At 61.0% G+C, this 20,372-nt stretch carries 19 protein-coding genes; 5 read left to right on the top strand and 14 right to left on the bottom strand.

The features are described from left to right. The 13 genes from AC1RMF_RS23160 to AC1RMF_RS23220 all read right to left on the bottom strand — a co-directional run bounded on the left by AC1RMF_RS23160 (position 1) and on the right by AC1RMF_RS23220 (position 14,624). Positions 1-1,200: a glycosyltransferase gene (locus tag AC1RMF_RS23160; RefSeq protein ID WP_493144629.1), complete on the bottom strand. Its 1,200-nt coding sequence runs from the start codon at positions 1,198-1,200 to the stop codon at positions 1-3. 3 nt (positions 1,201-1,203) lie between these two features. Beyond that, positions 1,204-2,775 (bottom strand): hypothetical protein, encoded by a 1,572-nt coding sequence (locus AC1RMF_RS23165; protein ID WP_493144631.1) that lies wholly within the window; start codon positions 2,773-2,775, stop codon positions 1,204-1,206. Further along, positions 2,768-3,931, bottom strand: a complete 1,164-nt coding sequence (locus tag AC1RMF_RS23170) for a glycosyltransferase family 4 protein (RefSeq protein WP_493144632.1) — start codon at positions 3,929-3,931, stop codon at positions 2,768-2,770. The genes AC1RMF_RS23165 and AC1RMF_RS23170 overlap by 8 nt, the downstream gene beginning before the upstream one ends. After that, positions 3,928-5,190 (bottom strand): lipopolysaccharide biosynthesis protein, encoded by a 1,263-nt coding sequence (locus AC1RMF_RS23175; RefSeq protein WP_493144634.1) that lies wholly within the window; start codon positions 5,188-5,190, stop codon positions 3,928-3,930. Before AC1RMF_RS23175 ends, AC1RMF_RS23170 begins: the two co-directional genes overlap by 4 nt. A gap of 23 nt (positions 5,191-5,213) precedes the next feature. Next, positions 5,214-6,242, bottom strand: coding sequence for a CgeB family protein (locus AC1RMF_RS23180; protein ID WP_493144636.1), 1,029 nt, complete (start codon positions 6,240-6,242; stop codon positions 5,214-5,216). Next, positions 6,239-6,925 (bottom strand): exosortase-associated protein EpsI, B-type, encoded by a 687-nt coding sequence (gene epsI, locus AC1RMF_RS23185; protein ID WP_493144637.1) that lies wholly within the window; start codon positions 6,923-6,925, stop codon positions 6,239-6,241. The genes AC1RMF_RS23180 and epsI overlap by 4 nt, the downstream gene beginning before the upstream one ends. Positions 6,926-6,929: 4 nt before the next feature. Further along, entirely contained in the window at positions 6,930-7,781 is an 852-nt protein-coding gene (gene xrtB, locus AC1RMF_RS23190; RefSeq protein ID WP_493144680.1) for an exosortase B, read from the bottom strand. 104 nt (positions 7,782-7,885) lie between these two features. Then, entirely contained in the window at positions 7,886-8,764 is an 879-nt protein-coding gene (gene epsG, locus AC1RMF_RS23195; RefSeq protein ID WP_493144639.1) for a chain length determinant protein tyrosine kinase EpsG, read from the bottom strand. Next, positions 8,761-10,137: a chain length determinant protein EpsF gene (gene epsF, locus AC1RMF_RS23200; protein WP_493144640.1), complete on the bottom strand. Its 1,377-nt coding sequence runs from the start codon at positions 10,135-10,137 to the stop codon at positions 8,761-8,763. Before epsF ends, epsG begins: the two co-directional genes overlap by 4 nt. 2 nt (positions 10,138-10,139) lie before the next feature. Further along, entirely contained in the window at positions 10,140-10,949 is an 810-nt protein-coding gene (gene epsE, locus AC1RMF_RS23205; RefSeq protein WP_493144641.1) for a polysaccharide export protein EpsE, read from the bottom strand. Positions 10,950-10,968: 19 nt separating this feature from the next. After that, positions 10,969-12,162 (bottom strand): XrtB/PEP-CTERM-associated polysaccharide biosynthesis outer membrane protein EpsL, encoded by a 1,194-nt coding sequence (gene epsL / locus AC1RMF_RS23210; protein ID WP_493144642.1) that lies wholly within the window; start codon positions 12,160-12,162, stop codon positions 10,969-10,971. 1 nt (position 12,163) lies between these two features. Next, positions 12,164-13,588: an undecaprenyl-phosphate glucose phosphotransferase gene (locus AC1RMF_RS23215; RefSeq protein WP_493144644.1), complete on the bottom strand. Its 1,425-nt coding sequence runs from the start codon at positions 13,586-13,588 to the stop codon at positions 12,164-12,166. Positions 13,589-13,610: 22 nt separating this feature from the next. Further along, the gene (locus tag AC1RMF_RS23220; RefSeq protein WP_493144645.1) at positions 13,611-14,624 is read right to left on the bottom strand and encodes an EpsD family peptidyl-prolyl cis-trans isomerase; all 1,014 of its coding nucleotides are present in this window, start codon (positions 14,622-14,624) and stop codon (positions 13,611-13,613) included. Positions 14,625-14,771: 147 nt separating this feature from the next. On the opposite strand from AC1RMF_RS23220, the gene phoB reads away from it, so the two are divergent. Continuing rightward, positions 14,772-15,464: a phosphate regulon transcriptional regulator PhoB gene (phoB, locus tag AC1RMF_RS23225; RefSeq protein ID WP_342617514.1), complete on the top strand. Its 693-nt coding sequence runs from the start codon at positions 14,772-14,774 to the stop codon at positions 15,462-15,464. Here phoB and AC1RMF_RS23230 read toward each other — a convergent pair. After that, on the bottom strand, positions 15,447-16,091 hold the full coding sequence (locus tag AC1RMF_RS23230) for a lytic transglycosylase domain-containing protein (protein ID WP_493144646.1): 645 nt from the start codon (positions 16,089-16,091) through the stop codon (positions 15,447-15,449). The two genes, phoB and AC1RMF_RS23230, sit on opposite strands and share 18 nt — an antisense overlap. A 181-nt stretch (positions 16,092-16,272) precedes the next feature. Here AC1RMF_RS23230 and gspG point away from each other — a divergent pair, with 181 nt between their 5' ends. Genes gspG through AC1RMF_RS23250 form a run of 4 tightly spaced genes read left to right on the top strand, consistent with a single transcriptional unit; the run spans position 16,273 to position 20,369 of the window. Continuing rightward, on the top strand, positions 16,273-16,686 hold the full coding sequence (gene gspG, locus AC1RMF_RS23235) for a type II secretion system major pseudopilin GspG (protein ID WP_342617516.1): 414 nt from the start codon (positions 16,273-16,275) through the stop codon (positions 16,684-16,686). 2 nt (positions 16,687-16,688) lie between these two features. Continuing rightward, positions 16,689-17,879, top strand: coding sequence for a type II secretion system F family protein (locus tag AC1RMF_RS23240; RefSeq protein WP_493144648.1), 1,191 nt, complete (start codon positions 16,689-16,691; stop codon positions 17,877-17,879). Continuing rightward, positions 17,876-19,552, top strand: a complete 1,677-nt coding sequence (locus tag AC1RMF_RS23245; RefSeq protein WP_493144649.1) for a GspE/PulE family protein — start codon at positions 17,876-17,878, stop codon at positions 19,550-19,552. Before AC1RMF_RS23240 ends, AC1RMF_RS23245 begins: the two co-directional genes overlap by 4 nt. Continuing rightward, positions 19,539-20,369, top strand: coding sequence for a hypothetical protein (locus AC1RMF_RS23250; RefSeq protein ID WP_493144651.1), 831 nt, complete (start codon positions 19,539-19,541; stop codon positions 20,367-20,369). The genes AC1RMF_RS23245 and AC1RMF_RS23250 overlap by 14 nt, the downstream gene beginning before the upstream one ends. Positions 20,370-20,372: the final 3 nt, after the last annotated feature.

Raw genomic sequence — 20,372 nt, forward strand, 5'->3', positions numbered from 1 at the left:
TTATTTTTCTGTAATGGGTGGTAGGGTTTGCTGGTCGACGGCCAATGCAAACACCTGTTGGTAGACGCGCAAGTAGCCTTCGATGGCGGCATCTGCATTGAAGCGTTCAGGCCAGGCGGCGCATTGCTGACGCAGTTGTTGGGCTTCTTCAGGGGGTATGTTCAGCAGTTCGTTCAAAGCCGTGGCTGCATTTGCTGCCCAGGCTTGTGGGTCGTCACCTGCCTTCAAGCGTGGCAAGTAGCGCGCCGCAGGACCCGCAGCTTCCGTCATGGGGGGGGCATCCGTGGTGATGACCGGGCAACCGCAAGCCTGCGCCTCTATCAGCGGCCAGCCAAAGCCTTCGGCCAAACTGGGAAACAAAAGTGCCTTTGCCTGCGAATAACAGGCTTGCAATGTCTGGTTTCCAAGTCCCTTGAAGAAAAGCACCTCACCCTGGGGCGGCACTTCTGACAGGGGCTCTTGCAAATTGCTCCTGCGCATGTCGCCTATCAGCCAGAGTGGCAGGGGCCGTTTTTGGCTACGCGCATAGTGCGCGTACATCCGTATCACGCCAGGCACATTCTTGTACCACTGGTTGCCGCTGATGTGCAGCAGCATGCCGTGCTCAGCCATTGGCAATCCGGCTTGGGACAGGGCTACTTTTGCCGGTTGGTCAGGCAGCGGCGCGTAGGGATAGTTCAATCCGTTGTAAACCACCGCAGAGGTTGTAGCGTCAGGTTGCCCATAACGATGCAGGTCAGCGCGTGTTTTGTACGATATGGAAATGAAATGCCGAGCTTGCCGAAAGCCTTGGCGAATATAGTGCTGGTACAACTTGCCAGTCCAACTTGTCGGATTCTCCGGAAATTCGCTCATCGCCGAGCGCAACGCCAGCAAATCATGCACGTGCACCACGTGCGACCTATGTTTGACGCGTGGCACCCATGGGCCCTGTGCTTGGTCGGTAAACACGTACAAGGTATCTAATGGCTGTTGACCGCGTTTGTGCATGACCCACAGCGGAAAGACGATGTACTGGTCTATGTAGCCCGCCCATTTCTTCAAATGCCCTTGCGGCACCCAGTTGTAAAACATGGCTTGCGGTGCCCACACTTGCACATCGTGGCCACGGGCAAGATACGCGTCGCGCAACATGTTGACAAAGCGCGGCATGCTTTGCGATGCCATGAATGCTGGATGGGAGAAGAGGACGATGCGCATGGCTTAACGTAGCGCCAATGCGCCCGGTGTATTGGCGCCTGTCAGTTGAGCCAGGAATCCTGCAACCCTGCGCGACACGTAGTAGATCAGCAGGTAGAGCGCCAGGTTCTGGGGCAGGCCGCGCACGATGCTCATGAAGAGAAAGTGCAACGATTCTGCGGAGATGCCGTACTGAAACATGCGCCAAATTCCCAGCATGCCAAGGGCAGAGATCCACATACCGCCCTGGGCATTGCGGTATGCCAATATATCGACACACATGAAGAGCAGCAGACACAGAAAGAAGTACACCACGGGATAGGCAACGCCAAACACCGCCTGGCCTTGCCCCAGGTGCGAGCCGGTCTTGTAGCCACCGAGGTCTCCGCTACCTGCAAGGTAGCTGAGGTAGTCCCCCATGGAGAAGCGCAGCTCCTGTTTGTCCACGCCAATGGACATGGCTTTGAGCATGGGATCGGGCAGGGTGCTCCAGAACAAGTCGGTGGTCAAGTCCAGCAGTCTTGCTTCATCACGATCGCTCAACCGCGATGCGAAATACAGCGCGTTGTCATGGAACTTGGTTTCCACCAGTCTGCCGATCAGGGAGCTGGAAAAATACGTTTCATCGTAGTTGCTGTTCAGGCTAATGTGCTTGGTGCGATCCTGCTCTGCGCGCAGAAGTTGTGGCTCACTCAGGTAGTAAAGGGTCTCCTCGATCATCTTCATCGGGCCGGCATTCGCGCGCACACCTCTGGCCAGGCCCATGGCAGTCACCAATTCGCTCAGGGGAATGGTTGCTGCCCCACACAGCAGGATGACCAGCGCAATTTTCCCCACCTGGGAGGCTCGCACCGTGTGGTGGCTGCGCATGGCGCTCAGGATTCCGAACAAGGCGATAGTCATCAACCCCGCAAGCATGAGGCTGCGTGCATTGATGGCAATTGCAATGGCGGCAATGAGCAGTACATAAGCACCCAGAAAAAAGTAGTTTTTGCGGGCATTGCAATAGCTGCTGCCTTGCTCCAGCACGTACATGGGAATCAGGAATGGTGCCCATGCCGCAAACGAGAAGCCCTGCGCTACCTTGCTGGCAATGCCCGCACCACCTGCCATCAGCAAGTTCAGCAGGCCAAACACGCCCATGACCCACAGGGTTCCAGCCGAAGGTGTGTCATACAGTCCGATGGACTGGAGCGTGGAGCGTACGAGCGATGTGGATTGCCTCTTCCCGCGGAAGGTAGACAACACGCGGTACATGCCATGCGCCGCAATCGCAATGGCTTGGTAGAACGCCAGCGTGGCAAATGTTTCAACCGGCTGGCGCAGGTTCTGTGCAAGAGGTGTCCAGTAGGCTGACTGCGCAAGCAGCGCGCCCAGCTGCGTGGTCACGCAAAAGCCAAATATGGCAAAGGTGGATAGCGGATGCGTCTGGATCGCGTCGGTCCACAGGATGTACAGCAATATCGCCAGGGACGAAGCCAGCACCAGGCAGCTGGCTGCGATGTTGTCCTCGCTGAAGTCAATGGCAAACTGCGCCGCAAATGCCAGCAGGGCCAGCGCGGCAAACAGCAGCACCATGAAGCGGGAGCTACGCATGGCTCAGCAGTTCCTGATAGATGGCCATGGCTTTGTCGCCATAGCTGTTCCAGCCACCGATGCCTTTGACGGCTTGCAGCGAACGCTCGCCCATGAGGGCTCTTTCATCCGGGTCGTCCGCAAGCTGCTGCAGGCGCTCGGTCAGCACATCCACATTTCGGGTGGGAACAATGAAACCTTCACGCGCATTCGTGAACAGATCTTCGGCCCCTGTGTTTTCACTGGCTATGACCGGACAGGCGCATGCCATGGCCTGCGCCAATACCATGCCAAAGCCCTCCTGAATACTTGGCAAGACCAATACGTGGCTTGCACTCATCAATTGCTTCAAATCGGTCTGCGGCACGTGGCCAAGAACTCTGGCCTCCTGTGGCCACATATTCCGGGCGGAAAGCAACTGGATCAAGTCAGCGGAAGGAGACCCGGCAAAGGTCAGCGTCTTCTTGGGATGCTGTATTCGGTTGAACGCCTGCACCAGATAGGGAATGCCTTTTTGCAAACTCATTGCACCGACAAACAAGACATTGAACTCATCTCTAACCGGTTTGCCGACAGGTTCAAATCGCGTGAGGTTGACGCCATACGGAAGCAACTTCACGCGTTGACCGCAAACGCCTTGCGCCAGAAAACTACGCAATGCAAAGGTGGATGGCACTGTGATTGCATCGGCATCGCTGTATTCGGCCTCTTCACGTGCTATGGCGCGGGGATCGATGCCTGCATAGGGCAGACCCCACAGCGCATGCTCTTCACGCAGCAGCTGGTCTTGCACCCGTATATGCGCAGAACCCCGGTCACACACATACTTGGCGCCGCGCGCCTGAGCGGCTCGCCCGGCCTGCAACGTTGAGCCCGACAGGCCCACGTAGGCATCGCAGTCACGGACACTGTTTTGCAGCCAGCGTCCAAAGGTGATGGCATTGATGTTTTCCCACGCCTGCACCACGGCTGTGCTCAGACGATGCTTCCAGGGAAATGCCATGTAGCTGCCATGCACCCAGGGGAAGGTGTGTATCAGGCTGGGCGGTAAGCCTTCATTGCGCAGCTTGAATAGCGGATAGCCGCTGTAGATTCCAGCCAGCACACCGCGCGCATGGAGCTCGCGCGCCAGATCAAAGGTGTGGAACTTGCCAATGGTGGACAGGGCGATTTTCATGGGTTGGCGACCCGTAGCGAGGGCGTACCGAGCAGGCGTGCTGCCAGGCGAATGCACAGCATGGCAATGGCCATCTCACCCAGCAACATGCCCATGGCAACGCCATTGATGTCGTAGGCGACGCCCAGCAGCCAACACAGCGTCACCGTCACTGCACCGGCAGCAATCGACCAGCCAGCCAGTGGCGCGTGCTGGTTGGTGGCCATGAGCAACACGCGGGGAACGTGCCAGCTGCCACCGACTGCGGCGTACACCAGCATCCACAGCATGAGCCAGGGCGTAAAAGCGATGGCGCCATGCGTCCACAGCTGCAGCAACCAGGGGGCGAGGGGGTAGAGCAAGGCGCTGAGCAGCACGGCCTGGATGAAACCCAGACCCGAAGCTCTGCGATAGGTCTGCTGCAAGCCCGCCAAGTCACCCTGGCCGAACAGCCTGGAGAGCTCCGGCCACAGTGCATGGCTGAATATGGCAGTGGTTTGAACCGCAACACGGCACAGGGTGCGGTAGGTGTTGAACACGGCCACGCTGCTCGGGCCGAACTGGGCCGCAACCAACAAGGTGACTCCCTGGAAGCTCAGTGCATTGGCCAGCGGAAACGCCATGAAGGACACAGCGGGTGCCGCCATGGCGCGCAGCTCCTGCCGGTCTGCTGCAGCCATTCCCCAGCGCATGGGATGCGTTCCCCGTTGCGCCAGCCAGCTGCCATAGGCGAGCCCGACCAGGCGGCATAGCAATCCGCTCAGGGCCACGGCCGTGAACGTTCCAAAGATCACCAGGCCCAACATCATGCCCAGCCATTCAGCCAGGCGGGTGATGTTGCCCAGCATGGTGCCTGTGGCGTAGCGCTGCGTGGCTTTGAATACGGCCTCCGACAGGCCTCCTCCCAGAGCCAGCAGCGTGCTCAGTGAGAGCACCGCCAAGGCCGAGCGCATGTCGGCGTTGTCGATTCCGGGCAGCGGCACAAATAGCGCCAGCGGTATGGCCAGCACAGCGATGGCACTGCATACCACTGCCATGAAGAGCTGGGCACTTTGAAAGACGCGGTTGGCCTCGTATGCATCACCCCGGCCCATGGCCATGGCCATCTTGTTGCCCGCTGCCGTCACCATGCCGGCATCGGCCATGGACAGATAGGCCGGTATGGCAGAGAGAATCAGCCAGTTGCCGTAGGTGGCGGTGTCCCAGTAATGCAGAAAAAGGGGAAGCGACAGCAGCTGGATGCCAATCGTGATGGCCATGCCAAAAGAATTGGCCCCCATGCCCGCAATCACCCGGCGCTTCATCAGCTGAAGCTTGCGTGCGCAAGAATGGAGTTGACTATCATCTCGTTATAGTGCCCATTGCGCATGACACGTTGATGACCCGCAGCAGCAATGGCCCGGCGCCTGTCTTCGTTTGCCAGTGCATAGCTGCACATATCGGCACATTCCTGTGCATCGCTCCAGAACAGTGCCTCTTTTCCTTCCTGGTACATGTCCACATGCTCGGAAGTGCGTTCGGCGCACAGCAGCGCACCCAATGCCGGAATCTCCAGTGAACGGGTGGTGTGCAGGTCGCGGTTCTCGCGTGACAGCAGCCCCAGATTGACCTTGGCGCATTGGATGGCCTTGGCATAGTCATCGCCCGCAATCGCGCCGCCGCGCCAGTGGCGCCGGAGCACCGGCCACTCGCGTGCCTTGTGCCACTGGGAGCCTTGAATGGTGAGTGGCACACCGCGCTCGATCAGTTCCTTCAAGAATGGGCCGCGCTCCGGGAACCAGGTGCCCAGAAACAGCACATCGCAGTCCCACACCTGGTGGTCATGGTGGGACAGGTGGCGTGGCGCATGGTTGACTTCATCGGCGCTGCGGTAGACGCGCAGCATCTCGCGCGCGCCCAGGTCTTCTCCCTCGGCCACGTTTTCGTTGCGCACCACGACGTTCAGGTCATAGAAGGGCAGGCTTTGCCGGTATGCGCGAAAGCGTGCCCCGTCGCGCGGCCCTAGTGGATCGTCGATGTTGTAGTTGATGATGATGCGGGCGTGCTCGCGCAGCAGGGCAATGGCCTTGGGCGTCACAAACTCACCACCATCCACATAGCAGACGTCAAACTGCTTGTGCCGCAGGAAACCGTCTAGCCGACGCAGCAGCCAGGGCACCAGCCGGTCACCCCCCAAGTGCCAGGCGATACGGTCCACCCACGGCGTCTGCGGCAGCAACTGGCGCAAATCCAGATGCTCCACGCCGTGTCCAAGCCGCCGCAGCGCGTTGGCACGGTCCAGGCAGGTGCCGCTCTGTGGTCCCAGGTAGAGGACGGAGAGGGCGGCCATCATAGGTGCTGCAGGTCACCTACGAAGCGATGACGGTGTTCGGGTTGAATGGCGGCAATCAGCGCGTTGGCAAACTGGGCCTGGATGTCGTAGGCTTTGTCGGTATCCCGGTCTATGGAAGAGACCCGCACCAGAAAACCGTCCGGTATGCGTCGGCTCATGGCGTACTGGAATTCGACGCCGCGTTTTTGCAATGTGCCGGAGGTCACGGTCTCGCCGATGGCCGTCCAGAAGGTGACGGGTTCGTAGCGCTGCCCCATATGGGTCTGGATGCGGGTGGACGGAATCGGCTGACCCAGAATGCGCAGCGTGGTCTTCTCGCGATCCGTGAGCGTGAAGCCTTGTGCCGGGTAGCACACCTCGGGAGAGTGCAGCTCCAGACCCTTGTTCTGGTTCTTGCCATAGGCAATGGACAGCATGATGCGGTAGCCCTGGCCGTTGACATAGGTGCGACTCAGCGTTTCGGTGTAGATGCGCTCCAGCGTTTCCTGCTGCTGCGGATCGATGATCTGCATCAACGTGCCCGGCAGCTCGTGCCAGTCGCCAAAGGCGGTGGGAACCATGGCGTTCAGATCGACGGTGGGCAATTCATCTGCCAGGAAGCGGGTGGGGCGCAGCGTCGCGCCCAATCCGGCGGACAGCAGCATCAGTGCCAGCAGAAGCCATTTCTTGATGGACAGGCGCATGGTTTCAGATCCTCGCGGTGTGAAGCAGGGTGCGTTGCCGGTAGGCCTCGAAGGCCTGCAGTGCGGTATCAAAGCCGATGATGAGCAGCAGGGCGCTCATGAAGAGCACCATGCCGGCAAAGCCGTGCAGAAAGCCCTGGCCTGCGGCATCGCCGAAGTGGTAGGTGATCAGGGTCAGCGCCATCACGCGGATCACGTTGGCGGTAAACGAAATGGGCACGATCAGCAGCGCCAGGCCGATGTTGCGAAAGGTGGAGTCACGCCGCACCACGTTCAGGTACAGCAGCCCCAGAGCTTCCAGCGTCAGCAGCGTATGCAGGCCCGCGCAGGCGTCGGCAACCATCAGCATGTACTGGCCCACTTGCAGAATGACGCCGGTGCGCGCGATGGGGTAGCCTGCCCAGTACAGCACATGCTCGGCGACATAGGAGACGGCCATCTTCATGGGCATGGTGACCAGGTCCACGATCGAGCTGGGCAGCGGAATCATGAACAGCATGAAGAACAGGGCGAACCTTTGCTTCTTGAGCGCCGTGCCGTTGCGCAGCAACAGCAGCAAAGCCATCAGCATCCAGATGAAGGAACCCACCTCGAAGAAGCCAATCCCTTGCGAGCGGCCCAGGGCATAAAGCAGCAACGCAATGGCCAACACCGGCCAACCCCAGGCGCTGGGCGATCCGTTCTCGGACGCCTGAATCATGGTGCTCCAGTTGCGCTGCATCAGCCACACGGAGATGGCCAGCACGATGGGGCCGTGCATCTGCTCGTCCTGACTCCAGGGACCGCTGAGCAAGTCGTACAGCGTGGGGCCGTACATCACGACCAGCCCGACCATCACGGGCAGAAAGGCCAGCATGCCGGCTGCCTTGGGAGATTTTGCGTTGAGCAACACAGCGTTACCTTTCAAGCAGAAGTGCCCGCGCGTCTTGCCGGCATGCCTGCACAGCGGTGGCGACGCACTTAGACATCGTTGAGCAGCGAGCCGACCAGGGCTACTCCGCCGTCCTGCAGACGCTGCCCCAGCTTGCGGATGTGGGGCACCAGACTGGCATTGCGCCGCGCCACCATGACGGCGGCGCCGGCCCGGGCAGCGATGATTTCACCGTCCGAATAGTCGCTGCCGCTGGGCGTGTCGATCAGGATCACGTCAAACTGCTCGGCGGCGGCAAACAGCAACTGGGAAAACACGGCGCGGCCCAGCAGTTCCTGCGGATTGGGAGGCTGTGCACCGGCAGGCAGCACCGTGAGACCTGGCAGACCGGGCACCACCTGTGCCACCTCCAGCCCACAGCGACCGGACAATATGCCGGACAGACCCGGGCCTTTTTCCAGCTTGAACAGGGCGTGCTGGCTGCGCTCGGCCGGCACACGCATGTCGCCGTCAATCAGCAGAGTGCGCTGCCCTTGCTGCGCGAAGACGATGGCCAGATTGGCCGCGACAAAGCTGCGTCCGTCGCCCTTGCCCGCACTCACCACGGCCATGGCCTTGCGGCCCGTGTCGTTGTTGTACCAGCGCAGCATCAGCTGGCTGCGCACGGCGCGCAGGTTTTCACCGACGCGGCTGAACGGCTTGTAGGCGGCAACCAACTGGGGACTGACGTCACTCTGCCCCTCGATCAGGTAGGCGTAGTCAAACTGCTTGGACAGTGCCAGATCAATGTCTTTCTTGGTCAGCAGGTTCAGCGCAATGGCGGCTTCGCCAAAGGCCTGCTTTTGCTGCCGCTGGCGCTCCAGAATGCGTGCCAGTCCCTCGCTGTCCAGGCGCCCGGTGGCCACCAGAATGTCGCCGATGGAGCGCGTGTTGCCGGCCATGCTGCCGGAGAGAAGAGGGGCGTTCATGCGCGGACTCCGGCAGTAGAGGTCTTCAATAACTGACTGATGGAGCTGAGCTGGCCCAGCAGCGGCAGATCCAGTGCATCGGTCAGGTCTTCGGAGGAGCGCACGCGGCGGTCGTGCAACTCAAGCCCCAGGGCCAGTCCCACACCCAGCAGCGTGCCCAGGAACATGGCCACCACGATGTTCAGCAGGACGCGGGGTTTGGATGCGCTGGTGGGCGCCACCGCCGGATTGAGGACGGCGATATTGGTCTGGTTGGTCTGGCTCTCGATGTTGCTCTGGGAGGCGCGTGCGCTCATGGTGTCAAAGATGTGCTGGGCTGATTCCACTTCGCGGCGCAGCACGTTCAATTCATCACGCTGCTTGTTGAGCAGCAGCACGCGGCTCTTTTGCGCAGTCAGCGCGGCATGCAATTGCTCCTCGCGCTGCTTGCTGACCTGGTAGGTGGTCTCGATGGAACTGGTGACCTTGCGCGTTTCCTGTTCCAGCTGTGCCTTCACGGTGGCCAGCTCGCTCTCGGTGCGCAGGGTCTGCGGGTGGTTCTTGCCCAGGTTGCCGCTGCTTTCCGTGAGCTTGGCTTCCAGCCGGGCGATGTCGGTTTTCAGGCTGTTGATCAGCGGGTTCTGCATGACTTCGGCCACGGTGTCTGCCTTGGCGCTTTGGCGCTTGCTCTGGCTGTCGGTGGTCTGGGCCTGCACGCCGGTGAGCTGGCTGCTGGTTTCGTTGAGCTTGGCGGTCTCGTAGTCCAGGCGTTCGTCGGCTGAGGTGATGCCGTTGGCCTGCTGGTAGTCGGACAGCGCCTTTTGCGCCGCCTCCAGCTTGTCGCGCGCGGCCTTGGTCTGCTCCGCAAAGAAGGCCGCATATTGGCGGGCCGGTGCCAGGCGCAGGTCCAGGTTGACGTCGATGTAGGCCTGCGCAAACGCATTGGCCACGGTGGCAGCGAAGGTGGGATCGGTGGCGGTGTAGTTGATGCTGATGACGTTGCTCTCGCGCGAGGGCTTGACGTCCAGATTCTTCTGCAGCAGGGCCGACAGCCAGTCGATCAGCTGGCCCTTGCCCTTGGTGGCATCCAGCCACATTTCCTGAACCGGTCCACTGCTTTCGAGCTTGAGCGCTTTGACCACCGACTTGGCGGTGCGGTCGCTGTTGATGATGTCGATCTGCGTGGCCATGTAGCCCGGGGCCATCATGCCCTGCAGCATCATGCCGGTGACCGGGTCGGGGGACTTGACGTCGACCACGACGGCCGCACTGGCCGAATACTGCTTGGGTAGCCACAGGCTGACACCGGTCACAACCGCCACCGTGAGCAACAGGGTAGCCAATGCTGCGATATAGCGGGCGCGCAGGATCAATAGGAATTGCTGGAACGACATGGTTAGAAAATGCTTTCTTTGACGTAGATGACGTCGTCCGACTGCACTGCGTCGGTGAGTTGGGGTTCGATCTGCTGGACGCTTCCATCTGTGCCCTTGCGGTGCAGGCGCAGGCGCCGCTCGCTGCCGCGAGCGCTCGGGCCACCGCCCTGGGCCAGGGCCTGCATGACGGTCATGCCACGCTCGATGCGGTAGGAGCCAGGGCGCTGGGCTTCGCCGTAGATGTAGAAGACGGGCGCCTTGTTCACGTAGACGACGTCGCCCCCTTGCAGCACCAGGTCACCAGCACCCTTGTCTTCCAGAAACAGTGCCGGTACGTCCACGGTCTGGCGAAACGGTTTGCCGTTGCGCACACCGCTGACGATCACGGTGTCGTCGCCCAGGGGTGTGGTACCTCCGGCATTGGCCAGCATGTCGCTCAGGCGGGTATTGATGCTTTCCAGCGGAAACCGGCCCGGCCGGTTCACCTGGCCCAGCACCGAGACCTGGTTGCCGCGTACCTGTACCAAGGTTACGGTGACCTGTGGGTTCTGCAGAAAGCCACCCTTTTGCAGGGCGTCGGCCAGGCGCTTCTCGGCGGCCATGGTCGACAGGCCGCCTATGTCCATGGCGCCTATGAGGGGATAGCTGATGCTGCCGGTTTCGGACACGCGTGCGTCAATGCTCAGGTCCGGGTTCTGGAACACCTGGATGTGCACAGAGTCGCCGGTTGCCAGCAAATAGTCCGGCTTGTCCTGGGCGTGTGCGGCGCAACCGAGCACGGTCAGAAAGGCAGAGAGCAACAGGTACAAGGTTTGGCGTAATGGATTCATGGTCGGTGAGTGCATGCAGTCAGAAGCTCAGGGTTGCGGTGAGGGCGGTGAGTGAACTGGTGTAGTCCAGACCCGGTGAGTTGGATGTGCGTGCGCTGCTTTGCAGCGAGGCCGACACCGTGCATTGGCTGCGTGGTGTCCAGGTCAGCGCCAGCGTGGTGTTGGTCACGTCGTCCTGGCGCCGACTCCGGAATGCGGGGAACGGTCCACCCAGATAAGTTATGTGGGCGAGATCGTGACGCAGTGCAAGGCCCAGCTTGGCCAGGATCTGCCAGTCGGCGCCCAGCGTGATGCGTTCGGTCTGGCTGTAGTTGGCATCGATGGTCTGGTAGGTGGACAGCTCGCGCGCCCAGCCCGCCGACAGCGACGTTTTGCCGCTGAAGGCCCAGTTGCCGCTGAGACCGGCAACCGTGCCGCTGTAGTTGCGTGCCGCCACATGCGGATGGGTGACGCTTCGGTTGGCCACATAGAGGTCGGCCGCCTGGGTTGCGGTGACTGCCCAATGCAGGCGCATTTCGTTGTCGGTCTGGCTGAAGCTGTCGTCAAAGATGGCGCCCGGCGTCACCGGCTGATCCAGGTATTGCCCCGATGACGACTGCGTGCTGATGCTTGCCTTGCTGCCCGAGCCAAAGGTGTAGCCCAGGCCCAGGTTGGATGAGGTCGATGTGAAGTCCGAGCCCTGAACCTGGTCACGCTGGCTGTTCTGCAGGGTCTGCCCCAGACCGGCCGACAGGCTCCACGCGCCATCCCAGTCATAGCTGGCGTCCAGCCGGGTTGAGCGGTTGCTGTTCAGGTAGCGGGTCGTGGTGTTCCTCACGTCTGCATAGCTGTTGAGGCTCTCCTGCCAGCTGCTGCTGAGGCTGCCCTGCAGCCGTGGCGTGACCGCAAACTGCCAGGCCGCGTCGTAGTTGGTCGCGGTGTAATTCAGATAGCTGAAGTTCTGGTATTTGTTGTCTACCAGATTGACGTTCACATAGGCGCCCTGCAGGCTTTGCCGGGTCTTGAAACCCAGTCCCAGAGACGTCGTGCTGATTTGCTCGGAAGCCGTAGCGGATTGGCGAAAGATATTGCTGTCGTTTTGGCTGCTGACCGACGCGCGCAGGCTGAATGGGTTGTCGGTCTCGGCCAGGCAGGAGGTGGGCCACGCCAACACAGCCGTGAGCAGATATCCATACGGTGCGATGACGTGCCGCGTGAAGGTCGGTGCAGACATGTCAGTAGGCCTGCTTGTCCTGAACAACCAGGCGCACGGTCTTGAAGATGATGTGGATGTCCAGCCGCAAAGACCAGTTGCGCAGGTAGTCCAGGTCGTAGTTGATGCGGCCCTGCATTTTTTCCAGCGTGTCGGTCTCTCCACGAAAACCGTTGACCTGCGCCCAGCCGGTAATGCCGGGCTTGACCTTGTGGCGGACCATGTAGCCCTTGATCAGCTTGCGGTAGAGCTCGTTGTGCGCCACCGCGTGGGGGCGTGGCCCTACGATGCTCATATGGCCCTGCAGCACGTTCAGGAACTGCGGCAGCTCGTCCAGCGAGGTGCGGCGCAGGATGGCACCCAGCGGGGTGATGCGCTTGTCGTTCTGCTTCGCCTGCACGATGGTGTTGCCGTCTTCAGTGACGCTCATGGAGCGGAACTTGTAGACCAGAATTTCCTGGCCATCCAGGCCGTAGCGTCGTTGCTTGAAAATGATGGGGCCTGGGCTTGTCACTTTGATGGCCACCGCAATGGCCAACAATACTGGAGAGACCAGTATCAGAATGACCAGCGAAAACAGGATGTCGCTCGTACGCTTGATGAAGCCGTTGCCGTCGCGGAATGGTGTCTCGCAAACGGATATCACCGGCTGGCCGGCAACCGACGCCGGATGCCCCTGCACCAGATCGGTCACAAACATGTCCGGCACGAAATAGATGGACGCGGTGGTGTCCTTCAGGCTGTCGAGCAACGCCAGAATGCGCGGCTGCGAAGCCATGGGCAGTGAGAGGTAGATGATCTGGATGCGTTTGGTCTGCACCAGGTTTGCCAGCTCGTCGAGCTTGCCCAGCAGCTGTTGCTCCTCGGTCGCACCTTGCCGGCTGATGCTGCGGCTGTCCACGAAGCCCACCAGCTCTATGCCGGAGTAGGGCGAGGCCTTGAGCTTGCCGGCCAATGACAGGCCCTGTTCATTCATGCCGACGATGACCGCCCGTTGGCTGGGGCCTTGCAGGCGCAGGATGGTGGGGGCGCTGGCCCGCAGCAGCAGCGCAAGGCCCAGATCGCTCAGGGGTGCCACCCACAGCCAGGTCCACAGTACCTTCCTGGAAAACTCATGCAGATAGCCGCTGCCGTAGCCCGCAAGTGCCAGCAGGCCCGCAATCCACAACCAGTTGAGCAGGACGTCTGCCAGCAGTCCCCAGTAGCTGGAATGCAGTATGGGACGCCCGGGAAACGTGAGCGCAAACGTCAGTATGGATAGCAGGAACAGCTGGGTCGGTACCTCACCCTCGAGCAGGTAGGAAGTGGCCCACAGGGACAGAATCAGCGCGGCAGAGCACTGCATGCTCTCCAGCAGGCTGAGCATGTTGTTGCGGCCCGGCCAGGCCGGAGCCGTGGCTTTTCCTAGCGCTGAAGCGGAAGGGCTTGCGTGTGGGTACGTGCTCATGGGCGCGGACTGCCATGCTGTTCTACTTCAACCCTGCGACGCCCTTTTCCAGGTCAGCCCGCTTCTGGTCTTCAGCAGAAACTGCGGGGGCGCTGACGGCTGAGGCCGGGGCGGGCGCTGCTGCTGCATCGGTCTTGGCGAACTCGCCCATGTATTCGATCTTTGCGGACTTGCGCAGCGCCTTCATGTTGGCAGCTACGGCTTCGCTGGCGCGTTGATTGCTCAGGAACTGCGCAATGCGTGGAAGTGAATCGGCCTCGTCCGCAGGCACCGTCTTGGATGCGACGATGTGGATGAGCGTGATGGCCTGCGGTGTCTGTGCCACCAAGCTCTGACCGTCCTTGAGTTTTTGCAGCCGGTTCAGCAGCTCCATGGGGATCTGCTCGGCAGCACGGGTAGCGCCGCCGCCGGAGTATTTGACGTCGTGTGCCTTGAGCCAGTTGGCAATTTCCTCCATGGGCTTGCCTGCATTGACCAGCGTACCCAGTTGTTCCGCAATGCCTGCCTGCGCGGGAACAATCAACTCCTGCAGATTGAACACCCGGCGCTCGGAAAACAGTTGCGGATGTTCGGTGTAGTACTGCTTGATCTCTTCCTGCGTTGGCTTGGGTAGGCCGCTGACCAGTTGCTGGATATAGGCGCGTGCCAGGATTTCCCGCTTGGCCGATTCGATCTGCGCCACCACTTCAGGTGAGCGGTTGAGCTTCTTCTCGTTGGATTGCTCGATGGCCAACTGCTGGTCGATCAGCTTTTCAAGCACGTCGCGGCTCATGGCCTGTACGGCCTGCGGTGTGGCACCGCTGGTCTTGGCGCTGTTGAGTACCTGGTTGATCTGATGCACCGATATTTCTTCGTCCCCGACCTTGGCGGCAACCTGGGTCGCCACCTTCTTGTCGTCCTTTTGACCGCATGCAACAAGACTGACTGCCATGGCCCCAACCAAAAGCATCTGGGGCAAAAATCGTTGAGAAGGTTTCATGAATATTGGAGTGCGATCAAGGCACGCTGGCCGTATACATATAAAGAAAAGCGACATATATATGTTGCGATTCGGCTGACGTGGAGTAAACCATCGTGGCGTGACAAATCGGTGTCAGGAGGCGCAAGATTTTGTGGCCATGGTTTCACGAAAGGGTCACCAATACTTCTTAACCTACTGCCTTTAACGAAAGTAAATACGCCCATGGCTGGAAAAATTCTGGTAGTGGACGATGACCGCGATATACAGGAATTGGTGGCTGTCAATCTGTCCCAAGCGGGTCACGTCGTGCAGGTTGCAGATGACGCGGAAATTGCACACGCCATCGTGCGAGAGGAACTACCCGACCTGGTGCTGATCGACTGGATGCTCCCCGGAATGTCGGGCATTGAGTTGACGCGCCTGCTGCGCAGCGAAGTGCGTACACGCGATGTGCCCATCATCATGCTCACCGCGCGCGATGATGAGCGCGACAAGATCACCGGATTCGAAAACGGCGCCGACGACTACGTGGTGAAACCGTTTTCACCGCGCCTGCTGTTGGCACGCATCGCCGCCATCCTGAGGCGTCGCACTTCGCTGGCCAGCGAGCAGACGGTGGAAGTCGGTGCACTGCGACTGGATGCTGCTGCCAGACGCATCTATGCCAACGGACAGCTCGTGGTCCTGGGGCCGACCGAGTACCGTCTGATGCATTTCTTCATGCTGCATGTCAACCGCGTATTCAGCCGCGCACAGCTGCTAGACAGTGTGTGGGGCGATCAATACCAGGGCGATGAGCGTACCGTTGACGTGCATATACGCCGCTTGCGGGTGGCGCTGACCGATGGCAATTGCAGCCACATGATCAAGACCCTGCGTGGTAGTGGCTATTGCTTGTCACTCAGCATCATTTGATGTGGATTGCTGCACCAGGGCGTTGTAGCGTCGCAATACCTGCGGAACGTAGAAACGTGTTTCGGCGAAGGGCGGTATGCGCCCGCCGTGGCTGAGCACCGCTGCCGGACCGGCGTTGTAGGCGGCCAGCGCCAGTGATTTGTTGTTGGCAAACCGGTCCAGCAGCATCCTCAGGTATTTGGCGCCGCCACGAATATTCTGGCTGGCATTCATCGGGTCGGATACGCCCATGGCGCGCGCGGTCGTTGGCATCAGCTGCATCATTCCCAATGCGCCTTTGGGTGACACGGCGCGCGGGTTGTATTGGGACTCCACTGCTATCACGGCATGCAGCAGCGCCGCTTCTACGTGGTGATTGCGTGCAGCGTCGGTAATGTCGCCAGCATACGTGGCAGCCAACCCGTCCGGTACAACGATTTGCGGTGTATCGGATACGCCGTCTGGCATCTGGCGCAGCAATAGTTGAAAGCGCGAATCGTCGGGGCGGTCACTGTAGTGTGTGACGCCATCTTCCGCCACAAAGGTATATACGTCGGCCTGCGCACGCAGGGGACAAAGCCACAGTACAAGCGTCGCGACCAGCAGTGCGACGAAGTAGGGCGGCTTGTGATCAGGATGCGCAGGCATGGTGTTGGGCAGACTGTGCGCGTGCATTGTTGCAGTGGTGTGGCAGTGATGTGATGCGAATGTCGTGCCTCTTGTAACGGCCATGTCACAAGGCCGACCTAGACTGGCCCCTCACTTTCATCCGGGGCCACTTGCCATGCAATGCCCGGTCAATTCCCCAATATAAGACGGTCCCACTTTCATGCTGCCAAAACGTTCGTCTGGATTTACGCTGTTGGAGTTGCTGGTGGTGATGGTCATCATTGGCATGCTGGTCGGGTACGTGGCGCCCAAGTTCTTCTCACAGATTGGCAAGTCCGAGGTCAAGACGGCACGTGCGCAGATCGACGGCTTGGAAAAGAGTCTGGACCAGTACCGTCTGGACGTGGGCCACTACCCCAGCACAGAGCAAGGTCTGGCCGCCTTGAATGACCGTCCCGCAGGCGAGGCCAAGTGGGCGGGTCCCTATCTGAAGAAGAAGCTCCCCAAGGATCCATGGGGAAACGACTACGTATATAAATATCCGGGCGACCACGGAGAGTTCGACCTGTTCTCCTATGGCAAGGACGGCAAGCCTGGCGGCACGGGTGAAGACGAAGACATCGTCAATTGGTAGGTATGGAATTCGTCGTCAAGTCATTGCAGCCGAATGCGACCGTGGTCGTCAGCCGTTTGCAAGCAGCCAATGCCGGTGATGCGCAGCTACAGGCGCAGACGCTGGGTCTGGATGTGTTGTCCATTGCGCCGGCATCCTGGTTCAGTCGCCTCAAGGCACCGCAAGGGGGTGGAGATTTTCCGTTGCAGCTCTTCAGTCAGGAGTTGCTGGCACTGCTGAATTCCGGTGTGAGCCTGGTGGAGGCGATTGAGACGCTGGCAGAGAAAGAGGCACGCCCTGCGGTGCGCGACGTGCTGCAGGGGATTCTTGCCAAGCTGCGCCAAGGGCAACCCTTCTCCGCCGCTTTGGAGGCCGTGCCGCATGTTTTCAACCCACTGTATGTGGCCTCGGTACGCGCCAGCGAGCACACCAGTGGCCTGTCGGAATCGCTTGCGCGCTATGTGGTCTACGCCGGGCAACTGGAGACTCTGCGCGGTCGGCTGGTGAGCGCGGCCATCTATCCCGTCATCCTGGTGGCGGTGAGCAGTCTGGTGATTCTGTTCCTGATGGGTTATGTAGTGCCACGCTTTGCGCATATCTATGAAGACATGGGCGGCAACCTGCCATTCATGTCGCGCCTGCTGCTGCAGTGGGGTCTGGCGCTGGAGCAGTACTGGTACGTGGTGCTGATGCTGCTGGCCGGACTGGTGGTGGTGGCTGTGGCGGGTGGCATGCGGCTTGTGGGAAAGCGCTTGCTGAGCGTGGTGTGGCGCATCCCAGCCATGGGCGAGCGCATGCGCGTGTACCAGCTGGCACGCCTGTACCGTACCCTGGGCATGCTGTTGCGCGGGGGCATTGCCATCATGCCGGCGCTGGACATGGTGACGGGGCTGCTGTCTTCCGCGCTGCAGCCGCGTCTGGTGTCTGCGGCGCGCAGTGTGCGCGGAGGGCGGACGATCTCGCATGCCTTTGAAGTGGCTGGCCTGACCACGGCGGTATCCCTGCGCATGCTGCGTGTGGGTGAGCGCGCCGGCAATATGGGCGAGATGATGGAGCGTGCCGCGGCCTTTCACGACGAGGAGATGGCACGCTGGGCCGATCGCGTTACGCGCCTGCTTGGACCCTTGCTGATGCTGGTCATGGGCTTGGTGATAGGGACCGTGGTGGTGTTGATGTACATGCCCATATTCCAGCTGGCGGAGAGTGTGCGATGAACTTTCCGCTGGAGCAACGCCATCTGCTGCCCGCCTTTTCGAAGGAGGAAGTGGCCACCGCACGCGCTCTGGCCAAGGCACGCGGCTGTCGGCTGGTAGAGGCGCTGGAAGGCGAGGGCGGTGACGAGCACAACTTTGTGCAACGTCTGGCTGCCACCGTGCAGATGCGCATGCTCGGCGTGGCCGAGATGCACACCATGCAACCCGCCTTTGAGCTGCTGCCCTATGCCGAGGCATTGCAGCGCGAATGCCTGATGCTGCGCTCGGGCGCACAGCTGCTGCTGGTGATCTCCGATCCCTTCAGCCTGGATCTGCGCGCCTGGGCTGGTGAGCGCTTTGACGCAGCGTTCGAGCATTGCCTGGCCCACGCTGGCGACATTGCGGCCTGGCTGAAACGCCATGAGGAGTCCATGCGCGCCATGGACGACATCGTCGGCACGCAAGCAAGCCTGCAGCAGGGGCCGCATGCTGAAGACATATCGCTGCGCAGCATCAACGAAGACTCCAGCCCAGTGGTGCGCCTCGTCAACTCCACCCTGTATGACGCACTCAAGGCCGGCGTGAGCGACATCCACATGGAGACGGCGCCCAACGGGCTGTTCATCAAATACCGCATTGACGGTGTGCTGGCACCTGCGGGCAGCAACCATCCGATGGACCATGCGGAGCAGATCATCTCGCGCATCAAGGTCATGGCCGAGCTGGACATTGCCGAGCGACGCGTGCCGCAGGATGGTCGCTTCAAGGTGGCAGCGAATGGCCGCGAGATAGATATTCGCGTCTCCATCATGCCCAGCATCCATGGCGAGGATGCGGTGCTGCGCATTCTGGACAAGCAAAGCCTGTCGGACCAGGTGGTGGGTCTGCGCCTGGAGGCACTGGGGTTTGATGCATTCACCATGAAGGCACTGCGCGCCCTGTCGCGCGAGCCCTATGGCATGTTGCTGGCCACCGGCCCCACGGGCAGCGGCAAGACCACGACCTTGTATGCCGCCATCAACGAGATCAACCACGGCCACGACAAGATCATCACCATCGAAGACCCGGTGGAATACCAGTTGCCCGGCGTGCTGCAGATCCCGGTGAACGAAAAAAAGGGTCTGAGCTTTGCGCGTGGTCTGCGCTCCATCCTGCGGCACGACCCGGACAAGATCATGGTGGGCGAGATCCGCGACGGCGAGACCGCGCAGATTGCCGTACAGGCCGCATTGACCGGTCACCTGGTGCTGACCACGGTGCACGCCAACAATGTGTTCGACGTGCTGGGCCGCTTCACCCACATGGGGGTGGACCCGTACAGTCTGGTGGCAGCGTTGAACGGCATCGTGGCCCAGCGCCTGGTGCGCGCCAACTGCACCGAATGCATGGCACCGGTCGTGCCCGATGCGGAGCTGCTGGCCAGTTCAGGCATTGACTCTGTGCTGGACTTTCATTTTTGTGCCGGCATGGGCTGCGCGCATTGCCGCGGCACGGGCTTCAAGGGCCGCAAGGCCGTGGCCGAGGTCTTGATACTGGATGATGAGCTGCGCGAAATGATCGTTACCCGCGAGCCGGTGCGCCGTATCAAGGAAGCCGCCATGCGCAAGGGCACGCGCCTGTTGCGCGAGGCGGGCCTAGACATGGTGCGCCGGGGCGAAACCACCTTGCAGGAGTTGAACCGTGTGGTCTCCTAGCTTGTCCGTGATCCGGGTCGGTTTGTCGCACAAGGCCATCAGCGTGGGCAAGGTCCCGCTGCTGGGCTGGGGGCGCGTGCAGGCGGTCGAACATCTGGCATGCAGTGCCGATCCGCTTGTCGATGAACCCTGGCGTGCGGCGGTGGAGCGTCTGACGCAGTGGCTGGAGTCCAACCAGGGCCAGAGTCACCGTGTGCAGGTGGTGCTGTCGGGGCGGTTTGTGCGCTGGCAGTTGCTGCCCTGGCGTCTGGAACTGTCGGGGCGTGACGAAATGGCGGCCTACGCTGCACTCAGGTTTCGTGAAACCTATGGCAAGTCTGCGCAGAACTGGAGCATCCTGCCCGCCGCCATGGCGCCCGGCCACACCGTACCGGCAGCGGCCGTGGACCGTGCGCTGCTTGCGGCGCTGACATCAGTTTGTGAGCGCCACGGTGCGCGGCTGCAGTGGCTCACTGCGTATTTTTCCTCCGCATTTGATGCTTGGCGCAGTGTGCTCAAAGGACCCAACGCCTGGTTTGGTACGGTGGAAACCGACACGCTGACCTTGGGGTTGCTGCAGGCCGGCCAGTGGACGGCATTGCAGAGCCAGCGCCTGTCGGGTGACTGGCGCACACCGTTGCCGGCACTGCTGGCGCAGATTGCCATGACCTGTGATGTGCCGCAGATCGAGCTGCCGCTGTACCTGGCCGGTGAGGGGCCCGCCCCTTCGGTTGCCACCATTGCCGGTGCCACCGGTGACCAGGCCTTTACCTGGCTCAGCCCCAGGCAAATGGGCCTGGGCGTGACACCCGGGCTGCGCCTGGCCATGGGGAGATAGCGC

Source organism: Rhodoferax sp. GW822-FHT04A08 (assembly GCF_058801025.1).

What these genes read in the sequence shown, in the direction of transcription:
- AC1RMF_RS23160 (WP_493144629.1), bottom strand. Translation starts at nt 1,200, where the DNA reads ATGCGCATCGTCCTCTTCTCCCATCCAGCATTCATGGCATCGCAAAGC.
- AC1RMF_RS23165 (WP_493144631.1), bottom strand. Translation starts at nt 2,775, where the DNA reads ATGCGTAGCTCCCGCTTCATGGTGCTGCTGTTTGCCGCGCTGGCCCTG.
- AC1RMF_RS23170 (WP_493144632.1), bottom strand. Translation starts at nt 3,931, where the DNA reads ATGAAAATCGCCCTGTCCACCATTGGCAAGTTCCACACCTTTGATCTG.
- AC1RMF_RS23175 (WP_493144634.1), bottom strand. Translation starts at nt 5,190, where the DNA reads ATGGGGGCCAATTCTTTTGGCATGGCCATCACGATTGGCATCCAGCTG.
- AC1RMF_RS23180 (WP_493144636.1), bottom strand. Translation starts at nt 6,242, where the DNA reads ATGATGGCCGCCCTCTCCGTCCTCTACCTGGGACCACAGAGCGGCACC.
- epsI (WP_493144637.1), bottom strand. Translation starts at nt 6,925, where the DNA reads ATGCGCCTGTCCATCAAGAAATGGCTTCTGCTGGCACTGATGCTGCTG.
- xrtB (WP_493144680.1), bottom strand. Translation starts at nt 7,781, where the DNA reads ATGCTGGCCTTTCTGCCCGTGATGGTCGGGCTGGTCGTGATGTACGGC.
- epsG (WP_493144639.1), bottom strand. Translation starts at nt 8,764, where the DNA reads ATGAACGCCCCTCTTCTCTCCGGCAGCATGGCCGGCAACACGCGCTCC.
- epsF (WP_493144640.1), bottom strand. Translation starts at nt 10,137, where the DNA reads ATGTCGTTCCAGCAATTCCTATTGATCCTGCGCGCCCGCTATATCGCA.
- epsE (WP_493144641.1), bottom strand. Translation starts at nt 10,949, where the DNA reads ATGAATCCATTACGCCAAACCTTGTACCTGTTGCTCTCTGCCTTTCTG.
- epsL (WP_493144642.1), bottom strand. Translation starts at nt 12,162, where the DNA reads ATGTCTGCACCGACCTTCACGCGGCACGTCATCGCACCGTATGGATAT.
- AC1RMF_RS23215 (WP_493144644.1), bottom strand. Translation starts at nt 13,588, where the DNA reads ATGAGCACGTACCCACACGCAAGCCCTTCCGCTTCAGCGCTAGGAAAA.
- AC1RMF_RS23220 (WP_493144645.1), bottom strand. Translation starts at nt 14,624, where the DNA reads ATGTCGCTTTTCTTTATATGTATACGGCCAGCGTGCCTTGATCGCACT.
- phoB (WP_342617514.1), top strand. Translation starts at nt 14,772, where the DNA reads ATGGCTGGAAAAATTCTGGTAGTGGACGATGACCGCGATATACAGGAA.
- AC1RMF_RS23230 (WP_493144646.1), bottom strand. Translation starts at nt 16,091, where the DNA reads ATGCCTGCGCATCCTGATCACAAGCCGCCCTACTTCGTCGCACTGCTG.
- gspG (WP_342617516.1), top strand. Translation starts at nt 16,273, where the DNA reads ATGCTGCCAAAACGTTCGTCTGGATTTACGCTGTTGGAGTTGCTGGTG.
- AC1RMF_RS23240 (WP_493144648.1), top strand. Translation starts at nt 16,689, where the DNA reads ATGGAATTCGTCGTCAAGTCATTGCAGCCGAATGCGACCGTGGTCGTC.
- AC1RMF_RS23245 (WP_493144649.1), top strand. Translation starts at nt 17,876, where the DNA reads ATGAACTTTCCGCTGGAGCAACGCCATCTGCTGCCCGCCTTTTCGAAG.